Origin of the sequence: uncultured Sphaerochaeta sp., assembly GCF_963676625.2 — a bacterium.
GTDB lineage: Bacteria > Spirochaetota > Spirochaetia > Sphaerochaetales > Sphaerochaetaceae > Sphaerochaeta.
The window spans coordinates 20,717-41,818 of record NZ_CAXXYB010000013.1 but is presented as its reverse complement, the minus strand read 5'-3'; the positions used below and the strand labels follow the sequence as shown (position 1 = coordinate 41,818).

The 21,102-nt window shown below is 44.1% G+C and carries 20 protein-coding genes; 14 read left to right on the top strand and 6 right to left on the bottom strand.

What is annotated here, in order from left to right:
* Positions 1-3 precede the first annotated feature (3 nt).
* Positions 4-1,101, bottom strand: coding sequence for an ABC transporter substrate-binding protein (locus tag ACHZBG_RS16610; protein WP_320130581.1), 1,098 nt, complete (start codon positions 1,099-1,101; stop codon positions 4-6).
* 159 nt (positions 1,102-1,260) lie between these two features.
* On the opposite strand from ACHZBG_RS16610, the gene ACHZBG_RS16605 reads away from it, so the two are divergent.
* Genes ACHZBG_RS16605 through ACHZBG_RS16585 form a run of 5 tightly spaced genes read left to right on the top strand, consistent with a single transcriptional unit; the run spans position 1,261 to position 5,969 of the window.
* Positions 1,261-2,571, top strand: coding sequence for a glutamate-5-semialdehyde dehydrogenase (locus ACHZBG_RS16605; protein ID WP_320130580.1), 1,311 nt, complete (start codon positions 1,261-1,263; stop codon positions 2,569-2,571).
* Entirely contained in the window at positions 2,568-3,692 is a 1,125-nt protein-coding gene (proB, locus tag ACHZBG_RS16600) for a glutamate 5-kinase (protein WP_320130579.1), read from the top strand. Before ACHZBG_RS16605 ends, proB begins: the two co-directional genes overlap by 4 nt.
* A complete protein-coding gene (locus ACHZBG_RS16595; RefSeq protein WP_320130578.1) occupies positions 3,682-4,611 on the top strand; it encodes a hypothetical protein in 930 nt (309 codons plus the stop codon). The genes proB and ACHZBG_RS16595 overlap by 11 nt, the downstream gene beginning before the upstream one ends.
* Positions 4,581-5,360: an N-acetylmuramoyl-L-alanine amidase gene (locus ACHZBG_RS16590; RefSeq protein ID WP_320130577.1), complete on the top strand. Its 780-nt coding sequence runs from the start codon at positions 4,581-4,583 to the stop codon at positions 5,358-5,360. The genes ACHZBG_RS16595 and ACHZBG_RS16590 overlap by 31 nt, the downstream gene beginning before the upstream one ends.
* Before the next feature lie 9 nt (positions 5,361-5,369).
* Positions 5,370-5,969 (top strand): GyrI-like domain-containing protein, encoded by a 600-nt coding sequence (locus ACHZBG_RS16585; protein WP_320130576.1) that lies wholly within the window; start codon positions 5,370-5,372, stop codon positions 5,967-5,969.
* Between the two features lie 71 nt (positions 5,970-6,040).
* Here the strand turns inward: ACHZBG_RS16585 and ACHZBG_RS16580 are convergent, their stop codons facing one another.
* From ACHZBG_RS16580 to ACHZBG_RS16565, 4 genes are read right to left on the bottom strand one after another with little or no spacing between them, the layout of a single operon-like run.
* Entirely contained in the window at positions 6,041-7,510 is a 1,470-nt protein-coding gene (locus tag ACHZBG_RS16580; RefSeq protein ID WP_320130575.1) for a nicotinate phosphoribosyltransferase, read from the bottom strand.
* A gap of 10 nt (positions 7,511-7,520) precedes the next feature.
* Positions 7,521-8,801 carry a serine--tRNA ligase gene (gene serS / locus ACHZBG_RS16575; protein ID WP_320130574.1) on the bottom strand — a complete coding sequence of 427 codons (1,281 nt, stop codon included), beginning with the start codon at positions 8,799-8,801 and terminating at the stop codon, positions 7,521-7,523.
* A gap of 45 nt (positions 8,802-8,846) precedes the next feature.
* Positions 8,847-9,650: a pyrroline-5-carboxylate reductase gene (gene proC / locus ACHZBG_RS16570; protein WP_320130573.1), complete on the bottom strand. Its 804-nt coding sequence runs from the start codon at positions 9,648-9,650 to the stop codon at positions 8,847-8,849.
* Positions 9,647-10,153: a tRNA (cytidine(34)-2'-O)-methyltransferase gene (locus tag ACHZBG_RS16565; RefSeq protein ID WP_320130572.1), complete on the bottom strand. Its 507-nt coding sequence runs from the start codon at positions 10,151-10,153 to the stop codon at positions 9,647-9,649. Before ACHZBG_RS16565 ends, proC begins: the two co-directional genes overlap by 4 nt.
* Positions 10,154-10,294: 141 nt before the next feature.
* Here ACHZBG_RS16565 and ACHZBG_RS16560 point away from each other — a divergent pair, with 141 nt between their 5' ends.
* The 4 genes from ACHZBG_RS16560 to ACHZBG_RS16545 all read left to right on the top strand — a co-directional run bounded on the left by ACHZBG_RS16560 (position 10,295) and on the right by ACHZBG_RS16545 (position 15,093).
* Positions 10,295-11,119 (top strand): undecaprenyl-diphosphate phosphatase, encoded by an 825-nt coding sequence (locus ACHZBG_RS16560; protein ID WP_320130571.1) that lies wholly within the window; start codon positions 10,295-10,297, stop codon positions 11,117-11,119.
* Position 11,120: 1 nt separating this feature from the next.
* Entirely contained in the window at positions 11,121-12,266 is a 1,146-nt protein-coding gene (locus tag ACHZBG_RS16555; protein WP_320130570.1) for an MFS transporter, read from the top strand.
* 287 nt (positions 12,267-12,553) lie between these two features.
* Complete coding sequence (locus ACHZBG_RS16550; protein WP_320130569.1) at positions 12,554-14,239, top strand: 2-oxoacid:acceptor oxidoreductase subunit alpha; 1,686 nt, start codon at positions 12,554-12,556, stop codon at positions 14,237-14,239.
* On the top strand, positions 14,236-15,093 hold the full coding sequence (locus ACHZBG_RS16545) for a thiamine pyrophosphate-dependent enzyme (RefSeq protein ID WP_320130568.1): 858 nt from the start codon (positions 14,236-14,238) through the stop codon (positions 15,091-15,093). Before ACHZBG_RS16550 ends, ACHZBG_RS16545 begins: the two co-directional genes overlap by 4 nt.
* An 82-nt stretch (positions 15,094-15,175) precedes the next feature.
* Here ACHZBG_RS16545 and ACHZBG_RS16540 read toward each other — a convergent pair whose 3' ends face one another.
* Positions 15,176-15,847 (bottom strand): GntR family transcriptional regulator, encoded by a 672-nt coding sequence (locus ACHZBG_RS16540; RefSeq protein WP_320130567.1) that lies wholly within the window; start codon positions 15,845-15,847, stop codon positions 15,176-15,178.
* A gap of 240 nt (positions 15,848-16,087) precedes the next feature.
* Between ACHZBG_RS16540 and ACHZBG_RS16535 the strand changes: the two genes are divergently transcribed.
* From ACHZBG_RS16535 to ACHZBG_RS16515, 5 genes are all read left to right on the top strand, one after another.
* Positions 16,088-17,119 carry a zinc-binding alcohol dehydrogenase family protein gene (locus ACHZBG_RS16535; protein ID WP_320130566.1) on the top strand — a complete coding sequence of 344 codons (1,032 nt, stop codon included), beginning with the start codon at positions 16,088-16,090 and terminating at the stop codon, positions 17,117-17,119.
* 11 nt (positions 17,120-17,130) lie between these two features.
* Entirely contained in the window at positions 17,131-18,147 is a 1,017-nt protein-coding gene (locus tag ACHZBG_RS16530) for a C4-dicarboxylate TRAP transporter substrate-binding protein (RefSeq protein ID WP_320130565.1), read from the top strand.
* Positions 18,148-18,214: 67 nt separating this feature from the next.
* Positions 18,215-18,712 carry a TRAP transporter small permease gene (locus ACHZBG_RS16525; protein ID WP_320130564.1) on the top strand — a complete coding sequence of 166 codons (498 nt, stop codon included), beginning with the start codon at positions 18,215-18,217 and terminating at the stop codon, positions 18,710-18,712.
* On the top strand, positions 18,709-19,992 hold the full coding sequence (locus ACHZBG_RS16520; RefSeq protein WP_320130563.1) for a TRAP transporter large permease: 1,284 nt from the start codon (positions 18,709-18,711) through the stop codon (positions 19,990-19,992). Before ACHZBG_RS16525 ends, ACHZBG_RS16520 begins: the two co-directional genes overlap by 4 nt.
* Before the next feature lie 21 nt (positions 19,993-20,013).
* Positions 20,014-21,102, top strand: a complete 1,089-nt coding sequence (locus ACHZBG_RS16515; RefSeq protein WP_320130562.1) for a mandelate racemase/muconate lactonizing enzyme family protein — start codon at positions 20,014-20,016, stop codon at positions 21,100-21,102.

The window sequence follows — 21,102 nt, the reverse complement described above, 5'->3', positions numbered from 1 at the left end:
ACCTTAATTGAGAGCAATGGAATTGCGATAGGCTGTGAGCAAGGAATCAAGAATTCCTTGATTGGCAATTCCGTAGAAATCCTTGTAAAAGGAAACGAGTTCCTGCTCCATTTTCATGTTTTTGAAAAGCTGGGGATGGAGATCCTTTGCCATCCATTGCATTCCCAGTATCCAGGTGGAGACTGGTTGCATGTAGCTCATTAAATCAGCAGGAGTCTCTTTCACCTCATGGTTTTTTACTGCCTTGAGATTCTTCCAGATAGGAGAATCATATATTGTCTTGATATATTCTTCTGTTGGGGTCTTGTAACTGGCAATATAAATCTTATCTGGATTCCAGGCGGCAATTTGTTCAAAGGAAACTGTGCTCCAACCATTGGCGGCCGTATTGGCTCCCTTCCAGACCGGGGTTCCCCCAACATTTTCGACCATCCAGGTTTGCATCCAGTCATCAGGTGCAATCTTGAAGGAAGTAACGTTATCGGAAGTAGCTCCTTGCAAAAGTAAAACCCTGGGTTTCTGCTCAGAAGAAAGGTTCTCCAAGGGTTTTGCCAAGGCATCGAGACGTTGCTGGTACATGCTGAGAATCTGATCTGCCCTGGCTGTATTTTTCAAGAGTTTCCCTAGCTGGGGAATCTCAGTTTTCCAGTCATCATAGGTTTCCAGATTCATTGTGAAGTTTGGAATGCCGAGTTGATCCAGTTGTTTGCAAATCTTATTGTAGTTGGAGGCTTTGGTCAGTACCAATTGGGGTTTCTGTGCTGCAATTTCCTCAGCACTTGCATTGGGGCTTAATCTTGGTTTTCCGTCAAGAGAGGGTCTGATAAGGGAGAAAAAATCTCCCAATCCCTGATCGGTGCTGGGAAGGGAAAGGTCCATTTGGTCAATTTCAGGGAACAGGAAAAGAGCATTTGCCGGCATGATGACAGCTTTGCCGGCAAGCATGACCTTGGTTGGTTTTTCTGATAGGGAAATGGTTCTTCCGTTGGCATCGGTTGCCGTGTAATACCCACTTGTATTCATCTGCTGCTCAGCCTTTCCTTGGGCAAACAGTAGAGTTGGTAAAAGGACGAGCAAGAGAACGCATATTTTTTTCTTCATGGTACTAAGAAGCTCCTTGTAGTTTGTTGCGAATGGTTGCAGTTTACCATTGTATATTGATTAATGCAATCGAATTTCCTGATGAAGGGTGAGCATTTTCACCTTGATACCTTCCCTTATTCAGGGTACTGTATATACAAAACGTGAAGGGGCCACACAATGGAAGACCATATCGTTCAGGATTCTATATATATATTAAAACAAAGTTCTACACGCCTTTGTAAAAGTTCAAGGGAACAACGTGATAGCTTATTGCTTGCTATTGCCCAAGGATTGCTCAATGATTGGTCTGATATTTCCCAAGCCAATCTGCTCGATCTTGAGATTGCCAGAAAAGAAGGCCAGCAAGAAGCCTTGGTGAAGCGTCTGGTGTTTGACGAGGAGAAGCGAAATGGCGTCATTGAGGGCCTCAAACAGGTAGCTGCGTTGGAGGATCCCATCGGAAAAATCCTGGAACGTCGTTTGCTTGATACCTCCCTGCTTCTGGAAAAAGTGAGTTTTCCTATAGGGGTCATCGGAATGATTTTTGAGGCTCGACCCGATGCCTTGGTGCAGATTGTGAGTCTTTGTCTCAAGAGTGGTAATGGAATCATCCTTAAAGGTGGAAAGGAGGCGGTGCATACAAATGTTGCTCTTGCTGCCTCAATACAGAAGAGTGCGCTTTCATCCCCTTTGGGCAAGGATTGGTTGTTGTTGCTTACCAGCCATAGCGAAGTGGATACCATGCTTGGAATGAACGGACAGATTGATCTTCTTATTCCCAGGGGTTCCAATGCTTTTGTCCGATACGTCATGGAACATACTTCCATACCGGTATTGGGACACGCAGCCGGAATTTGCCATATGTATGTTGACAAGGATGCTGATCTTGCAATGGCCGTAGATTGTGCCTTTGATGCCAAGACCCAATATCCGGCAGCTTGCAATTCCATTGAGACACTTCTTGTCCATAAGCAAGTGGCAGCTACTTTCATTCCTTTGGTTGCAAAAAAAATGGAAGAAAAGAAGGTAATCCTGCATGGAGATTCTTTTACCCAGTCCCTCATAGATTGCATTGCGTATGCCCAAGGAGATTACGACAAGGAATATTTGGCATTGGAAATGAATATAAAGGTGGTCGAGAGCTTTCGTGAAGCCTTGGACCACATTGCTGAACATGGTTCTCATCACACCGATGCAATCATCACGGAAAACAAGACCGTGGCGAAGGAATTCCAGCTTGAGGTCGATTCTGCAGATGTGTTTGTCAATTGTTCCACCAGATTTTCCGATGGTTTTCGGTTCGGTCTTGGTGCGGAAGTGGGTATAAGTACTGCCAAGATTCATGCCAGGGGCCCCGTTGGACTTTCTGGGTTGATGAGCAGTAAATGGCTTTTACAGGGTAACGGACAAGTCGTCTCCTCGTATAGCGGCCCTCATGCAAAACCTTTCCTCCATATTGACTTGGATAAAGGAGAGAATGCAAAATGACCAGGGATTTTTCTCATGTCCAACGAGTTGTCGTGAAGGTTGGCACCAACTTACTTTCAACCTCTGAGGGCATAGACGAACAATGTATTGAAGATATCGTAAAACAGATTGCTGCCTTGATGAAAAATAAGTTTCAAGTACTATTGGTTTCTTCCGGGGCAATAGGGATGGGGGCCAAGGAGCTGCATCTCAAGGATGCCGTCAAACAGGTGGCGATGCGCCAAGCTTGTGCTTCCATCGGGCAACCCATATTGATGAGCAGTTATCGAAAGGCCTTCAAGAAACATGGTCTTGTCTGTTCCCAGATATTGCTTACCCGAAAGGATCTGAACAACCGCCATACCTATGTAAATCTGAGAAACAGTATCTCAACATTGCTGGAATTGGGAGTCGTTCCGATTTTCAATGAAAACGATGTTGTCAGTACCGCTGAAATCGGTTCTGCTTTTGGTGACAATGACAGGATGAGTGCCATGGTGGCTAGCAAGGTGGATGCAGACCTTTTGGTTATTCTCACGGATATTTCCGGAGTATATACCGCTGATCCAAAGAAAAATCCTGATGCAAAACTGCTCAGTGAAATAGAATTACTCGATGAAGAGATCTTTTCATATGCAGGGGGAGCCGGGAGTACTTTTTCCACGGGAGGTATGAAGACCAAGTTGTTGGCAGCAAAAATTGCCTCCGTAGGCGGTTGTGGATCCATAATTGCCAGTGGGTATGAAAAGGATAGCTTGGTTCGTCTTTTGGAAGGCGAGAATTTCGGGAGTTATATTCATCCCCTTAAGCGGCTTGGACAACGGGAACGTTGGATTCTGAATAATTCACATCTTGGTTCGATCTTGGTGGATGATGGGGCCAAGAAAGCTTTATATGCGCATAAGAGCTTGTTACCTAAGGGAATTGTAAAAGTCAGCGGAGTTTTTGGGGAAGGTGATGTTGTCCAGGTTTGCACTCAGGATGGAGCTCCCTTTGCAAAGGCTGTACCCTACTACAATAGTACTGATATTGCACTTCTGGCTGGGCATAACAGCACTGATATCGAGGCAATACTTGGTTCAGGGCATAAGGACGTAATTTTCCGTCCGGAGGATTTGGTGTTTTTGGATAATGCTGAATAACTATAGGATTTATCGAAGGCGAAGGGATCTTGGATCAAGGATTACCCAATTGCATTGCACTGAACAGCTTGCAGTCGGCATTCTTGATACTGGTAGCCCCCAACAGTTGAATGAGGCCTTGGATTGGTATCTTGCAGAAATGAATTGCAGCGTTCATGTGGTTACCCAGGAAGATCGCATCGACGTGAACGCGATGCAGGAAGCCTATAGTGAAGTGACCTTTTTGGTCTTTACCTCGATGACCTTTTCGGGTGAACGCATCAATGCCGTGGCAAATGAATGCCATACGAATTTTTTCCTGATTGTTCGTAGTGATCAGCTTCTTGTTCGCTTTGATGGCAATGCGTTATTATCCTTGATGGTAAAACCGGAACATCCTGCAACTTTGGCAGCTGTAATTGCAAATGCGAATAAAGAGGTAGTTCCTTGTGTCAGGGCCCCTCATATGAATGGGAGGAAAATTGAACCAATTTCCTATTTCCCACTGTTTGACGGGACAGGGAGTCTCGATACCCTCTATCCTGTAATGTCCATTGGTTTTTATGACAGGGCTTTATTTCAACGAATGCGTGGATTTGATGAACAAATTCATAGTGAATATTGGCAGGCCCTGGACTGGGGTATCCGCTGTTATCTCTATGGGTATTCAATTCAGATTTCCTCCGCCTTGATGGTCCAGTTTTCCGAGCGTGAATCGGTTATTGAAGATAGGACTGAAACCGAAGGCTTTTTACGTTGTTATACTAAGGCTTTATCCGTGAGCCAAATTAAGGGAAAGAACATTGCCCATAGGTATAAAGGCTTTTTTGATAAGAGTGTATATAGGGAAGATGTCAAGAAACGTATGATTTGGTTGCAGAAAACTGATTTTCCTACGCTTTGTGAGCAATGGGTCTATCCTCAGGGAGAGAAGCCGTGAGGGGGGGAGTCAAGCTGCTCATTATCATGACCCTCTTCGTTTTTGGTTCTTTGCTGTATGCCTCGGATAACCCCTATAGTTACCCGGTCTCGCTTGTAATCCTTGATGCAGGACATGGAGGTCATGACCCAGGAACCTCTGCTGCCTGGGTATTTGCAGGAGGCACCATCTATGAGCGGGATATAAACTTGGATATCGCCAAACGAGTGTACTCACTTCTTTCAGTAGTGCGGCCTGACCTCCAAGTTGTCATGACAAGGGATGATGATACATTTGTAAGTCTTGCGCAACGATGCAAGGTTGCCTATAGCTTTCCCTTGGTTTCAAAAACCAGTGCCTTATTCGTATCAATCCATACTAATAGTTCTTCAAGCGACGCTGCCTGTGGTTTCGAAGTCCTGACAAAGAAGCAAGACAAGACAGTCTCGTTGCTCAATAGTGAAACTCCCAAGGAAAACATCAGTTTGTTGTCTCCGTTTTCCTCCATTCAACTCAATCGTCTCTTGAATAATAGGAATCTTGTCGTAGCCAAGACTTTTGAAGAGGTGTTGAGCCAGAAACTCATTACTTCCAAGGACAGAGGTGTCAAGGAACAGGATGTGTATGTGCTCAACGATTCCCGGGTTCCCGCAGTTCTCGTCGAGGTAGGTTTTCTCTCCAATGAAAAAGAAGCACGAAATATTGTTTCCCCGCAGTGGAGGCATTCTGTAGCGGAAGCGATTGTCCAGTCAATTATCCAATGCCTTTAGGAGCAGGTGATGAAAGGATCCTTTGATATCAAGAAAGCTTTTCCTAAACTCTATCGGCCTGGGACGGAACCTGCCTTGGTTACTGTTCCTCCTCAACCATATTTTATTATGGATGGACAGGGAGAACCGGGAGGGGAGGAATATGTGCAATCAGTGGAAATCCTTTATAGCCTCAGCTATACCCTAAAAATGGTTTATAAAGAGGAGCGTTGGTATCGACCATTTGTCGTTGGTCCTTTGGAAGGGGTCTGGACCTCCTGGCAGGAAGAAAATCGCTCCCTTTGGAAATGGTCCAGTATGATTAGCCAACCCGAGTTTGCAAACAATGAAATTTTTTCCATGGTACAGGAACAATGTTGCTTCAAGAAAAAACTTCCTGCTGGACTTGCCCGCTTTGCAATTCTTGAGGAGGGGCTCTGTGTTACAATGTTACATATTGGCCCCTACAGTGAAGAAATTCGTTCCTTCGATGAAATGGAACAATTTTGCCAGCAAAACCAGATAGTTCGTAGAAACAATGAACATAGGGAAATATACCTTTCCGATCCCAAAAAAACCGAACCGGCAAAATTAAAGACAGTTCTCAGGTTCATGGTTTCCCGTCTCTGACAAAGAGTTGCCAGTTACTGATAATAGAACTAAAAAAAACGGAGAACTGATCACAGTCCTCCGTTTTTTACTTAAAGGGAAGAGCTTTCCTCTTCTTCCTTTGCCTTTCGTCTTTGGGCTACCAAAAGGGACATCTTTAGTTTCTTTAGCTTTGCAGAAAGACTTACCTTGTAAATATGAGGATTGATTTGCCTCAGGTAACTTTTATGGAAGGAATTGAGTCCCTGTTCTGCGTTTTTCCTTACATCCTTGAGGGCGGGCTTTTCCCCAACCCGTTTTCCTTTTTCCATTTTCAAGGTAAGCAGGGGAACCACCGTCGCAAAATCTTCCTTATGCATTTCAAAGAAATCGGCCTCAGCAAAAGGATGGTAGAAGGTATAGTTTTTCCCGACTATCACATTTTCACTATCCAGGGTAACCAGGTCGGATAAAGCTCCCCCCTCCTTGTCAAAGAAACGCCAAACTTGTTTGATTCCGGGGTTTGTGGTTTTTTCGAAGCTGTTGGATATTTTCATGGTTGGAATTATGATTCCATCTTTTCCAGCCTTGGCGGCCAGTTTATAAACACCGTTGAGGGAAGATTGCTTACCTCCGGTTACCAGATGCGTTCCGATTCCCCAGCTATCGATAGGTACTTCGTCATGAACCAGCGTCTGTACAATTTCTTCTGTCAGGTCATTGGATACGCAGATGGATGCATCTTGCAAGCCTGCATCGTCAAGTTTCTTTCGAATGACTCGAGGAAGATAGGAAAGGTCGCCACTATCTATCCTGACACCGATTTTCTTGCCAATTTTTTTCTGTTCAAGTCCAATAATGATGGCATTGTCTATTCCAGAGCCAAGAGTATCAAAGGTATCGATGAGCAGGACAGCATTATCCGGATACATTTTTGCAAATGCCCTGAATGAATCCAGTTCACTGTTATAAGCCATAATCCAGGAATGAGCCATGGTACCGGCGACAGGAATTCCATAGATCTTGCCTGCCAAGGTATTGCTGGTTACCTGGGATCCTCCAATATAGGATGCCCTGGAAGCACTGAGGGCCCCGTCCTCTCCCTGTGCCCGGCGAAGGCCGAATTCCATAAGGAGCCCTCTGTTTGAAGCGAGGGCCATACGAGAGGCTTTCGTGGCTATGAGGCTTTGGAAGTTAAGATTGTTCAAGAGAAATCCTTCAATCAATTGAGCTTCCATAAGCGTACTGTGCACTCGTACCAAGGGTTCTCCAGGAAATACAACCGAACCTTCGTCCATGGCATAAATTTCACCACTGAAATGAAAACCGGATAGATAATCGAGAAATCCGTCAGTAAATTGATTGAGACCTTTTAGATAGGCAATATCGTCGGAACTGAATGAAAAAGTTTCCAATTTATCAATGAACTCATTGAGGCCCGCAAAAATGGCATATCCACCTTCAAACGGATTCGTCCTGTAAAACATATCAAAGACCACCTGCGGGTTCAGGCTGTTCGAGAAATACCCTTGCATCATGGTCAGCTCATAAAAATCCGTTGTCAGAGCACTAGTGGTTTGCATTAAAATCTCCTTAGTGTTTTGCAGGTATCACAGTGAAACCTGTAAGGGGGATCAATGCTTCAGGAATCTTGATTGATCCATCTGCATTTTGATAATTTTCCAATACAGCGACCATTGCACGGCTAAGGGCAACGGCAGTTCCGTTCAGCATATGAACGAACTGGAGTTTTCCTTCATCGTCACGGTATTTGATACCAAGACTTCTGGCTTGGTAATCGGTGCAGTTGCTTGTCGAGGTCACTTCTCCATATTCCCCTGCATCCCCACGACCGGGCATCCAGGCTTCGATGTCAAATTTGCGGTACGCAGGAGCCCCTAGGTCTCCGGTGCAGGTGTCGACGATGCGGTAGGCAAGGCCAAGACCGCTGAAGATTTCTTCCTCGATGGCCAGTAATTGTTCATGGTAGGAATCAGAATCTTCAGGCAGACAATAGATGAACATCTCGAGTTTCGAGAATTGGTGTACACGGTACAATCCTTTTGAGTACTGTCCGGCTCCACCTGCTTCACGGCGGAAACAATGGGAGAGGCCTGTCATCTTGATGGGAAGTTGGTTTTTTTCAAGAATTTGGTTAGCGTAATAACCTCCGAGAGTAATTTCGGCAGTTCCGACTAGACATGTACCGGTTCCTTCGACAGTGTAGATATTGCTCTCTGCACCACGCGGATTGAATCCGATTCCGTTCAAAATTTCTTCCTTTGCGATATCTGGAGTAATGAAAGGTGTAAAACCATGCTTCATTACTATATCCATGGCATATCGCTCAAGGGCCATCTGCAGAATCACTGCCTGATTCTTGAGATAATAGAATTTTGGTCCTGAGACTCTCGTTGCCGAATCAAAATCTATAAGATCAAGACTTTCTCCAAGTTGTACATGGTCAAGGGCCTTGAAATCGAATTTCGGGGGAGTGCCTACAAACTTGATGGCAGTACTGTCTTTGTCTTCCTTACCGATTGGAGCCTTGGGATTATAATAATTGGGGATGCCTTTGGCTTTATCCTGAAAATCCTTGTCAATCTCCGTGAGCTGGGTTTCAAGGGTAGCTATTGCTTCCTTGACTTGCTTTCCTTCAGAGATCAAAGCCTGACGAGTTTCGTTGTCAAGCTTGGCTTTCATTTTTTGTGCATTTTCATTTCGTTTGGCACGCAAAGCTTCACTTTCTTGCATCAGGTTTGAGCGTTTGTCCTGAAGTTCGATGATTTCATCGATATTGACATTCATGTTACGATCGCTGATATTTTTTGCGATTTCGTCACGTCTTGTTTTCAGTTCTTTCAAATCTATCATTCTGATTCCTCGTAGGTGTAAATATTTTTTACTTCATCAAGTCTTTCAATTCTTTTTTGCCAGTTCCTCAAGTTCACGAGATTTTGAGGCTGCCGCACTGACCGCCGACATGACCGTAGCGTCAAAACCACCGGTTGCCAGGGCTTTCATACCCTTGATTGTGGTTCCACCGGCTGAACAGACCATTGTGGCAAGTTCTACAGCTCCCTTACCTGTCTCTTGTTGCAGGGTAGCAGCACTGATGCAGGTATCCCGGGCTATCGCAAGGGCTGTTGGATAGGGGATGCCTTCCTCGACTCCCCCCATTGCCAAGGCATGGAAGAATTGGAAGGCATAGGCGATGGCTGATCCACTGATGCCGATAAAGGCAGCAAATTGACTTTCAGGGAGCGCAAACGCAGACCCAAAGGAAGTAGCTATTTCCATTGCAGAATCACTAAGTTCCTTGTCTGCCTTCACACAGGTAGCAATCGCAGTTACCGCTTTCTTGGTCTTGGCCGCAATATTGGGCATAAACCGAACGATGTTTTGGGTTCCAAGCTTTTCGCTGAGTACAGAAAGAGGAATGCCAGCTGCTATGCTGATCCAGTATTTGGAGGAAGCATTTTTTGAAAGGATAGGGTACAGGGAAGGTAATACCTGTGGTTTTACTGCCAAGAGAATATACTGATTTGTTTTGAGCAGTTCCTCCAGGGAAGACGTTGACAGGCAATCCAATTCAATGGCGAGGCCTGTGGCCCTGTCAGCATCACTGTCATATAGGGATACTTCCCAGTCCTTTTTAGTACTGAGAGCGGTTGCTATTGCTCCCCCCATGTTTCCACATCCGATAATACCAATTTTGTTCATGTTGCTTCCCCCCAGGAAAGTGTATGGAGTTTTCCCGTGCGTTGCAACGTAGGGAACTGCTTCTGTCTCATAAATTCATAGGCGGCAATTGCTGCACTATTGGAAAGATTCAGGCTTCTTGCCTCTGCTATCATGGGTATTCTGACACACGTATCAGGGTGAGCGACCAGGATAGATTCCTCTATTCCTGCACTTTCTTTCCCGAATATCAGATAGGTGTCGTCAGGATACTCCACGTCAGTGTAATAGTGACGGGCTTTGGTGGTGAAGAAATAGAGATTATCCTGTCCATGAAGTTCCATGAAAGAGGCTACGTTTTCATATTCTGTTATGGTAACCAAATGCCAATAATCAAGGCCTGCCCGCTTGAGGTGTTTCTCGTCAAGGCTGTACCCCAACGGATGAACCAGATGCAGGTTTGCGTGAATAGCCGCACAGGTACGTGCAATATTGCCTGTATTCTGAGGTATTTCCGGTTCAAACAATACAATATTCAGTGCCATCCATCACTCCTTGGGTCTGAAGCAAATCTACCACTTGTAGGAAATCAACACAAGGCTTGGAAAAGCTTGCATCCATGCTTTTTTCAGCCTTGTATTACCTTCCTTTTTACTTTAGACTGACTTGGATATTGGGGGATTGCCATGATTGAGTTATTGAAAGCTCTTATGTTGGGTATTGTTCAGGGAATTACCGAATGGCTTCCTGTAAGTTCTACGGGTCATCTACTCCTTATTGATGAGCTGGTTCAATTACAAATTTCCCCGGCTTGCAAAGAACTGTTCATGGTAATCATCCAGCTAGCTTCAATACTTGCGGTAATCCTGCTCTATTTTTCAACCCTCAATCCTTTTTCGGGACTCAAGGATACCATTGAGAAACGCAAGACTTGGATTCTTTGGGCAAAGGTTCTGGTAGCAACGATTCCCGCTGGAATCGCAGGAGTTTTGCTGAATGACTATATGGATACCTACCTATATAAATGGCAAGTAATTGTTGTGGCGCTGGCCTCTTATGGACTTGTCTATATCCTTTTGGAAAAGAAAGGAAGGGGGAGGAGGCCCCCTCGGGTAAAATCCCTGGATGCCATTTCTTATGTCGATGCGGCAAAAATGGGAGCTTTCCAAATGCTTGCCATTGTTCCTGGTACCAGCCGGTCGGGATCTACTATCCTGGGTGGAATAATTTGTGGTATTGACAGACCGATCGCAGCACAATTTTCGTTCTTCATGGCTATTCCGATTATGGTTGGAGCTTCGCTTTTGAAGTTACTCAAGATCGGGTTTGCCTTCACTGCAGCCGAATATGCAATACTGGCGGTTGGCTTTGTCACCTCATTTATTGTTTCACTGTTTTGTATCAAGGCGATGGTTTCGTATGTAAGGAACCATGATTTTTCGATCTTTGGGTTCTATAGAATTGCCTTGGCACTGGTCGTGACCGTATTTTTCTTGACTACGAGGTCCTGATATGGCTCTTTTGATAATCATCTATATTTCCTTCATTTCCCTTGGTCTTCCCGACGGGGTGCTTGGCAGTGCCTGGCCAGTGATGCATGTTCAGCTTAACCTTCCTCTTTGGGCCGCAGGGTTTATCGCTGCTGTCGTATCGCTAGGGACGGTATTTTCGGCTTTGGCCAGTGCAAAGGTTACGAAAAAATTCGGAACAGGCAAAGTAACGGCAGTGAGTGTCTTGATGACGGCCATTTCCTTGGTCGGATTTTCTTTTGCTTCCAATCTTGTCTCACTTGTAGCCTTGGCAATTCCTTTGGGACTTGGTGCTGGTTCAGTGGATTCTGCCTTGAATAATTATGTTGCGTTGCACTATAAAGCACGGCACATGAGCTGGTTGCATAGTTTTTGGGGATTGGGTGCCAGCGGTGGCCCTGCAATCATATCCTTGGCTTTTTCTCTTGGGTATGGCTATAAAACAGGGTACAGGGCAATCGGAATCGCTCAATTCGTGCTTGTTGCAATCTTGTTTCTAGCTCTTCCACTTTGGAAGGAAAAGGCAGTTTCAAAAGAATTCATTGATGAGGGAAAAACTCAGAAACCTCTTTTTATCAAAGGGGTTCCCTTCGCCCTGCTTACTTTTTTCTTTTATTGTTCCTTGGAGACCTCAACAGGGTTGTGGGCAAGTACCTATCTAGTACAGGTAAAAGGCGTTGCAGTGGAACAAGCAGCTCTTTGGAGTTCCTTGTTTTACCTGGGAATTACCGTAGGGAGAATGATAAGTGGCTTTGTTACCTTCAGGCTTTCCAATGACATAATGATCATCGGTGGACTTGCAATTGCCTTTATTGCCATCCTGTTGTTTTTTATCCCTGGCTCGAATAGCAGTGGTTATGCCCTCTTGCTTTTGGGCTTTGGATGTGCCCCGATCTATCCCTGTATGATTCATGAAACCCCGAGAAGGTTTGGGGCCAACTCATCTCAGGCTATAATCGGATTGCAGATGGCCTCTGCCTATGTCGGAAGCACCGCCATGCCAGCGCTTCTTGGTTTTGTTGCTTCTTCAATCGGACTTGTTTGGATGACTCCCATTCAGCTTTTCTTGGTTTTGGGAATGCTTTTTTGTGTTATCAGACTAGCCTCCCTTACAAAGAAAAGTATCTGAGCATTCTCTTTCTGTATTGACAGGAAGCACAGTATCAGCCCAAGGAGAAAAGGGCTCTTTCTCAATAGCCTCAACAATATTTTTCAGTGTCTAAATTTCCATCGCATGTACTATTGCCTTGAGGCTGATGTTGGATGCTTCTATTCTGTATCTGGGGTGGTGCAACGACTGTTTGGGAAAGATTTCTGATAGAATATCCTACCGATAAGCTTATCTAATTTGACGTTTGTGTTATACTTTCGGTAACTTATTCTTTATCTTAAAGAAAAAGTGAAGGAGCTATAATTATGAGCAAGGAGTCATACAGCGTTGTCCTCTCTGGCGAGGCAGGACAAGGATTGAAGACGATTGAGTCGCTTTTTATGACATTATTGCAAAAAAGTGGCTATCATGCATTCCTTTCGAAAGAATTCATGTCCAGGGTGCGCGGCGGTAACAATACCACCGAAATTCGCATAAGTGCGAAACCTGTTCAGGCCTATGTCGAAAAGATTGACCTGCTTCTTGTGTTCAGCAAGGATGGCCTTGATAGGTTATTGGATAGAATCGATGAACATACCCTCCTTATCGGGGAGGAATCAAATATTACCTCACGTGATACCAAGGCAAAATTACATCCTCTTCCCATAGCAGAGCAGATGGCAAAGCTGGGAAGTCAGATTTATGCCAATAACATGGTAAACGGCTTGCTTTGTGCCTTGTTTTCTTGCGATGAGTCTTTTGCCTTGCAAGCCATTACTGATCAATTTTCCTCCAAAGGTGAAGATGTAGTGGAGAAAAACCATCAGGCTTTTGCCATGGGACTTGAAGCTGGAAAAACATTTGGGGAAACTTTTGCACTTAAGGCAGATGAATCGGTCAAGGCTCTCTATTCGCTTGGAGGCTCTGAATCTGTCGGAATCGGGGCATTGGCCGGGGGGTGTGATTTTATTGCCTCCTATCCCATGTCTCCTTCGACTGCAGTTCTTGCCTATCTTTCCCGTCATGCTCGATCACAGGAGCTGGTTGTTGAACAGGCAGAGGATGAGATAGCTGCCATCAACATGGGATTGGGTGCCTGGTACGCGGGAGCCAGAGCAATGGTAACTACTTCTGGTGGCGGTTTTGCACTCATGGGTGAAGGTGTAAGCCTGACAGGGATCATTGAGTCCCCCATGGTAATTCATCTTGCCCAACGCCCCGGTCCTGCCACGGGACTTCCTACCCGAACGGAGCAGGGGGATTTGAATCTTGCCCTTTATTCAGGACAAGGGGATTTTCCCAGGGTTATTTACGCCCCTGGTACCTTTGAGGATGGAATACGCTTGACTCATCAGGCTTTTGAAGTTGCCGATGCGTTCCAGGTTCCTGTTTTTATTCTTACCGATCAATACTTCCTGGATAGTGAAGGCCAAACTGAAAAGATTGATTTTTCTACCTTGCCGATAACCAAGCATTTTGAGAAAACCTCTTCGGATTATCAACGGTATGCACTGACTCCCTCAGGAATTTCGCCACGAGGAGTACCCTCCTTCGGAGAAGGCCTTGTATGTGTCGATAGTGATGAGCATACCGAGGAAGGGAGAATTACCGAGGATGCCAAGGTTCGAGTTGAGATGGTGGACAAGCGGATGCGCAAGCTTGATGGCTATGACGATATACAGCCAGAAATTATTGGTGAAAAGGAATACCGAACCCTTGTTGTTGGCTGGGGCTCTACGCATGGAGCAATCTGTGAGGCTTTGGAAAGCCTTGGGGATGATTCGATCGCCTTTGCCTATTTCAGGCAAGTCTATCCTCTTCCTTCCAGAACCAAGAAGATTTTAGCCAAGGCAAATCGTTTGATTTTGGTTGAAAACAATGCGACTGGACAATTTGGTGAATTGATTGCAAGGGATTTGCTTATTGATTTCGATGCAAGGATTTTGCAATACAACGGATTTGCTTTCTCTGTCGAGCAATTGGCAGAACAGATCAAAGGAGCGTTGAAATGAAACAGACACGATTCGATTATACGAAAAACAAAGATATAGCATGGTGTCCCGGATGTGGTAACTATGGTCTTCTTCAATTGCTCAAGCAGTCGCTTGAGGAGCTTGATATCTCTCCGACAAACTTAGTGATCTCCTCAGGAATAGGGCAGGCTGCAAAAATGCCCCAGTATGTCAATTCCAATTTCTTCAACGGACTGCATGGTCGTGGGTTGTCAGTAGCGGCGGCTATTAAACTTGCCAACCCCAAACTGACGGTAATTGCCGAAGGAGGCGATGGAGATATGTACGGGGAGGGTGGTAACCACTTTATCCATACTATCAGGCGCAATCCAAATCTGGTCCATCTGGTCCATAATAACATGGTGTACGGTTTGACGCAGGGGCAAGCTTCCCCGACTAGTCCCAGAGGGTTCAAGACCCCGGTCCAGCCTGAGGGTGTAATCCTGGAACCTTTCAATCCTTTGGCTGTTGCGATTTCTCTTGGAGCTCCCTTCGTGGCTCGTACTTTTGTGGGCAATGCTGAATTGACCAAGAAAGTTATCAAGGAAGCCCTTATGTATGATGGGTATGCTTTGGTTGATATTTTTGATCCTTGTGTGTCCTTCAACAAAATCAATACCTATGCCTGGTATCGTGATAACAGTTATGTCTTGGAAGATGAATATGATGCAAGCAACCGTATGGGAGCTTTGGAGAAAGCCTTCGAACAAGGGCCCTTCCCTTTGGGGGTGCTGTACAAGAACCCCGAGCATAAGCTGACGATTGAGGAACAGCTTCCCGTCTACGCCGAGGATAAGGAACCGCTGTACAAGCGAACTCGTTCGGTTGCTTCCCTCTCGACCCTGATGGCCTAGGCTTTTACGTTATATACCGCCGGGGAGAGCCGGCGGTATATATTTTACTGAAAACCAAGTGAGTGATTCAGATGGCATTAGGTCAATCTTGCCGGGTGGCAGTTAGTTTTATTGTATCCAGGGCAGAGATCATGGAATTATTCAGATGATATAAATAGGCCTTACATATATCAGCATCACTTTCAGAGAGAATAGAACGAATGATCCTGTGATGATCAACATAGGTTTCGTTTCTGCTATGTTCAGTATTGGTAAAGGTATTATTTATTCCAATGCGATAAGCTTCTTGCATAACAGGAAGAAACATCTTGATAATCCTTTCGTTCTTGCTTGAATTGATTACGAATGAATGGAAGGCAATATCTGTCCTATAAAAATCTTGAATAGTCGTAGTGTCGGGGTTGTCGCAAATATATTTCAATTCTGTATCAAGTTTTATCATCTGCGTAAAGTCCATGTTGCTTCTGAATTTTACAGCAAGAGCTGGCTCTATCAGTTTTCTTAATTCAAATAATTCCATTACTCCATTTATATCGATACGCTTTGCATAAGTTCCCTTTCTTGGGATTACTTCAACAAGGTTCTCTGACTGTAATAATATGAGAGCCTCTCTTATTGGGGTCCTGCTGAATCCAGATTTTTCAACGATCTGTTTCTCATTGATATCCTCGCCCGGCTTTATCTCGCAATCGAGCAATAAAGCTCGCAGATATTCGTAAGCATCATTTTTGAGGTTTACGGAATTATTATCCATAATTAATTTCTCCAGTTAATATATTATACCTATAAAAAGCATAGAAACCAATAAAATATTGGTAAAAATACCTTAAAAAATATTAATTAAAATAAAACTTGCGCTGGTTATTGTTATCTGATATATTAGGTAAGGTAATAAGTGATTGAAATATGATAATCACTATAATAAAAATATATAATTAATTGTAATATATAAAATAATAAATATATAAATAGATATATTAATAAAGGAGTGCATATGAAAGCCCTTGTTTTGGAAAAAATGTATTCATTGTCGATGAAAGATGTTCCAATTCCAGACTGTCCAGAAGGTTGGGCCTTGGTCAAGGTGATTTCTGTTAGTGTATGTGGTTCTGATTTTCATTCATTTAAAGGTGGAAATGCCCTTCTGACTTATCCAAGAATCATGGGGCATGAGGTTTGTGGCATCATTGAATCAATTAATGGAAATTCCGAAAGTTTTTCGATAGGTGACAAAGTGATTCTTATGCCTTATCTCAGTTGTGGCCATTGCAAAGCTTGCAAGAAGGGTAAAACTAATTGTTGTTCTTCTTTGTCAGTCTATGGCGTGCATAGGGAAGGGGCAATGGCTGAGTTCTATGCTGCACCCCTGGATCATCTTATCAAAGTGGCTCCTGATATGTCTTCTCACGTCGCAGCCCTTATCGAGCCTCTTGCCATCAGTACTCATGCTGTAAGCAGGGGTGAGATTAAGATTGGTGATGTAGTGCTTGTGGTCGGGGCAGGACCCATCGGAATAGGAGCCGCACTTATGGCCCGAATCGATGGAGCAACAGTCCTTGTATCAGATACCAACGAGGCTCGACGCCGATATGCCATGGATGCTTTTGGTTTTGAGCATGTCCTTGATCCGCTGGATCCTGCATATGCTAGCCAGATACTGTTGCTTACCTCAGAGGAAGGCCCAGACGTTATTATTGACTCTACGGGGAACAATAGGTCCATGGAAAACGACGTGAACTTTCTTTCTAATGGGGGAAGGATGGTTTTTGTAGGAATAAGCAATAAGCCTATAGCCTTGGATGGTACCCAATTCCACAAGAGAGAGACAGAGCTCTTTGATAGCAGGGCAGCCAAATTACAAGATTTTGAAAAGGTTATTCGCTGCATTGAGAGTGGCAAGCTGGATCCCTTGAAAATGGTGACCCATCGTGCCGTTTTTAGTGAGAGCAAGGAAGCCTTTGTCCAATGGAATGAGCTTGGTGGTGATGTGTTTAAGGCAGTCATAGATATGACTGAAAAAAAATAAGGGAGAAGAGTATGAAAAAAACAATTGTTTTGCTGCTCATTGTTGTCGTATCGGTTTCCATGGTCTTTGGAAACGGAGAAAAGGAAGAGGCCGTTGCAAAGCCCATAGTTATCCAGGTTGGTTATGAGAATAACCCTGGTGAACCAGTAGATCTTGCTTGTATTGAATGGCAGAAGATCATTGATGAAAAAAGCAATGGAACGATGAAGATTGAGCTTTTTCCTTCATCACAACTAGGAAAAAAGACAGATCTTATTGACCAAATGATTGCCGGATCTGCAGTCTGTACCCTTGCTGATGGAGCATTTTATGCTGAACGTGGAGTTCCTGACTTTGGTATTGTTTTCGGGCCTTACCTGTTCAATTCCTGGGAAGATTGTTGGAAACTTACTGAAAGTGACTGGTATGCGGATCAGAGCAAGAAGCTAGAAACAAAGGGACTCAAGATCATCTCCTCCAATTGGATCTATGGTGACCGTCATACTTTGACTAAGAAACCGGTTCATACCCCTGAAGATTTGAAAGGAATGAAAATCAGGGTTGCAAACAGTATGGTTTTTATCAAAGGATTCGCCAGTCTGGGAGCTACGCCAACCCCGCTTGCCCTTGGAGAAGTCTACACTGCTCTCCAACAGGGTGTCGTTGATGGGCTTGAAAATCCTTTGACCACGCTTGATGGCGGTAAATTCCAGGAAGTTGCAAAATACCTTATCTTGGATGGCCATATCAAGAATTTCACGACATTTGTTGTTGGTTCCAAATTCTTCAACGGTTTGACCAAAGAACAGCAGACCATCTTGGTTGACAGCGCAAATGAGGCAGGCTTGTATAACAATTCAATTCAAACAGAAAAAGAGCAGATTGCAATGAAAAATCTCGTTGCCGGGGGAGTGACCGTATATACCCCGACTGCCGCAGAAAAGAAACTTTTCCAGGATTCATCGGAAAAATTCTATTCCTATCCGGAAATTGCAGATAAATGGACTCCCGGTTTGTATGATAAGGTCAAGGCCATAATCAACAACTAAAGCTGTCTTGTTACGTAATGGTTGGTCCCGATAATTTTCGGGACTAGCCTGGTTAAAGGTGAACAAAATGAATTATAGAGTACGCGTTGTGCTAAAAAACCTAGATGTGATTATTGCAGGTATTGCTTTGGGAATTCTTGTAGCAATTACTTTTTTAGGTGTGGTGATGAGATATATCTTCAGCAATCCCTTTGTCTGGCAGGAGGAATTACAGATTTCCCTATTCCTTTGGGTTGCTTTTTTCGGGAGCAGCGCTGCTTTCAGAACAAAAGGGCATGTAGAGATCAGTATGGTGTTTGATAGGTTTCCCAAAAGAGTTCAACGAGTGTTGTCCGTATTGATCTATTGTGTTGTGGCTATTTCCCTGATTTTTCTGATGCTGAAGAGTAGCGATATGGTCAAGATGTTCTTTGAAACAACCAAATCAACACCTGTCCTTTCTATTCCCAGTGTTTTGATTTATTCCGTTGTTCCAGTTTGTTCTATGCTCATGCTTGTAAATTATTCCATTGTGACCTGGAAAGATTTTTTTGGTAATGCAACGGTGAGTGGAGGCGGAAAATGATTTCAGTTCTTTTTGCTTCTTTATTGATGTTGGTTTGTCTGTTCATGAAAGTTCCTGTATTCATTTCTGTGTTGTTTGGGAGCATGACCTATTTTATGGCTACGCCTAATGTTCCCTCCTTGATTTTTGCCCAGCGTATCGTATCAGGAATTGAGAGCACGACCTTATTGGCAATTCCTTTTTTTGTTGCTGCAGGGGTTTTTATGAATTGCAGCGGAGTCACTAGCCGCGTCATGAAGTTCTGTACCGTAGTTACAGGAAAAATGGCCGGAGGCCTGGCTCAGGTAAATGTCCTGCTTTCGACCTTGATGGGTGGATTATCCGGTTCTTCCTTGGCTGACGCCGCGATGGAAGCAAAGATGCTTTGCCCCGAGATGGAACGCCAGGGATATTCCAAGGAATTTGCCACTGTAGTCACCGCCACAAGTGCAATGATTACTCCCTTGATTCCCCCAGGGATTGCGATGATTCTCTATGGCTCGATTGCCAATGTTTCGATCGGAAAACTGTTCATTGCGGGGATTGGGCCCGGGCTTCTGCTTTGTTTGTCAATGATGCTTTTGGTTAGCAGTATTTCAAAGAAAAGAGGCTATGTCCCAATCAGAACTGAAAAGTTACCGAAGGGAGAGGTTTTATCAGCTTTCAAGGAAGCTTTTTTCCCCTTATGTTTGCCAATTATCATCATCGGCGGTATCAGGTTGGGAATTTTTACCCCGACTGAGGCTGGTTCCGTTGCTATTGTATATGCCATCGTGTTGGGATTGTCTTACAAGGAATTGAATTGGAAAGGTGTCCTTAATGCCTTCAAGGATACTGTCATTACCACCGCAGGAATCATGATGATTGTCGGGGCAGCTTCTTGCTTTGCTTGGATACTGACCAGGGAAAGGGCTCCCCAAGCCTTGACTGCACTCATTGTAGCGTATGTGCATAATAAGTATCTATTTCTTTTGATTGTAAATATCTTCTTGTTGTTTGTAGGTATGTTCATTGAAGGTAATGCTGCCATGATAGTGCTGGTACCTTTATTGGCCCCTATAGCAGCCGCTTTTGGAATAAATGAGATCCAGTTTGCAATGATATTCATTTTCAACATGTCCATCGGTGCTATGTCACCTCCGATGGGAACACTTATGTTTGTTACATGCAGTGTCACAGAATGCAAGATTGATGGATTTATCAAGGAAGCCATACCTTTCTTTATCTTGCTGTGTGCTTGTCTATTGCTTCTTACCTTTGTTCCTATCTGTTCAACCTTGTTCGTAAATCTACTTTACTAAGTAGTTGGGAGATAATTTAGTATGAATTTAAAAATTAAAGATGTACAGCTTTATAATGCCGTATCAAAAATGAGCCGTCCGATCGCTGATTCAACACATGATATTTCAACGATTAAATTTTATATTGTAGAAATCACTACGCAGGATGGGGTCACTGGTCAAGGTTACCTGTTGAGCTTCCACTATTCCAGCCAAGCTATAGAGGGGGCGTTGAAAGATGTGAGGCAACATATTCTTTCCAGAAATTACGCCATAAACGAAACTATAAAGTTGAAGCAGGATTATGAGATTGAAAGTGAATACTTTGGTAATGTTGGTTTGCTTAGATGGGCCCAGGCTGCAGTGAATGTTGCCATGTGGGATGCCTGGGGCAAAATAATGAAACAACCTATCCATAAGTTGCTGGGTTCGAACGGGAAGAAGATTCCTGTATATGGAAGTGGCGGTTGGCTAAATTATACAGACGATGAACTGGTTGAGGAAGTGACAGGCTATAAGGCACGTGGATTCAAAGCCGTGAAAGTCAAGGTTGGAAGCCCTGAGATGGAACGTGACATTATGAGGCTTCATAAAGTAAGGGAAGTCCTGGGCTCTGGTGTAAAAATAATGATGGATGCCAATCAGGGGATGAATGTAGGAGATGCAATCAAACTTTCGGATACCGTACGCCCCCTTGGTATCCATTGGTTTGAGGAACCCGTCAGCAATACCGATTTCGCAGGATATGAAATTATCCGAAATAAGACAGGAATCAGTTTGGCCATGGGTGAAAGGGAATACGACTGTCAAGCGTTAAAGGAGCTTATCAGGAGAAATGCCCTTGACTTGTGGCAACCTGATTTGCTGCGCCTTGGAGGAGTGGAAGAATGGCGCAATTCGGCAATTCTTGCAAATGCCTATCAGATCCCCTGTCTTCCACATTATTATAAAGATTATGATGTGCCTCTGCTTGCAACAATTTCCAATCCCTATGGTGCAGAGAGTTTTGACTGGATCGATGAAATCATTGATAATAAGATGGTTATTGATAATGGCTATGCAATCCAACGTGAAGGAGCTGGCTGGGGTTTTGCCTTCAAGGAAGAATGTATGGAAAGGATAACAAGGTAA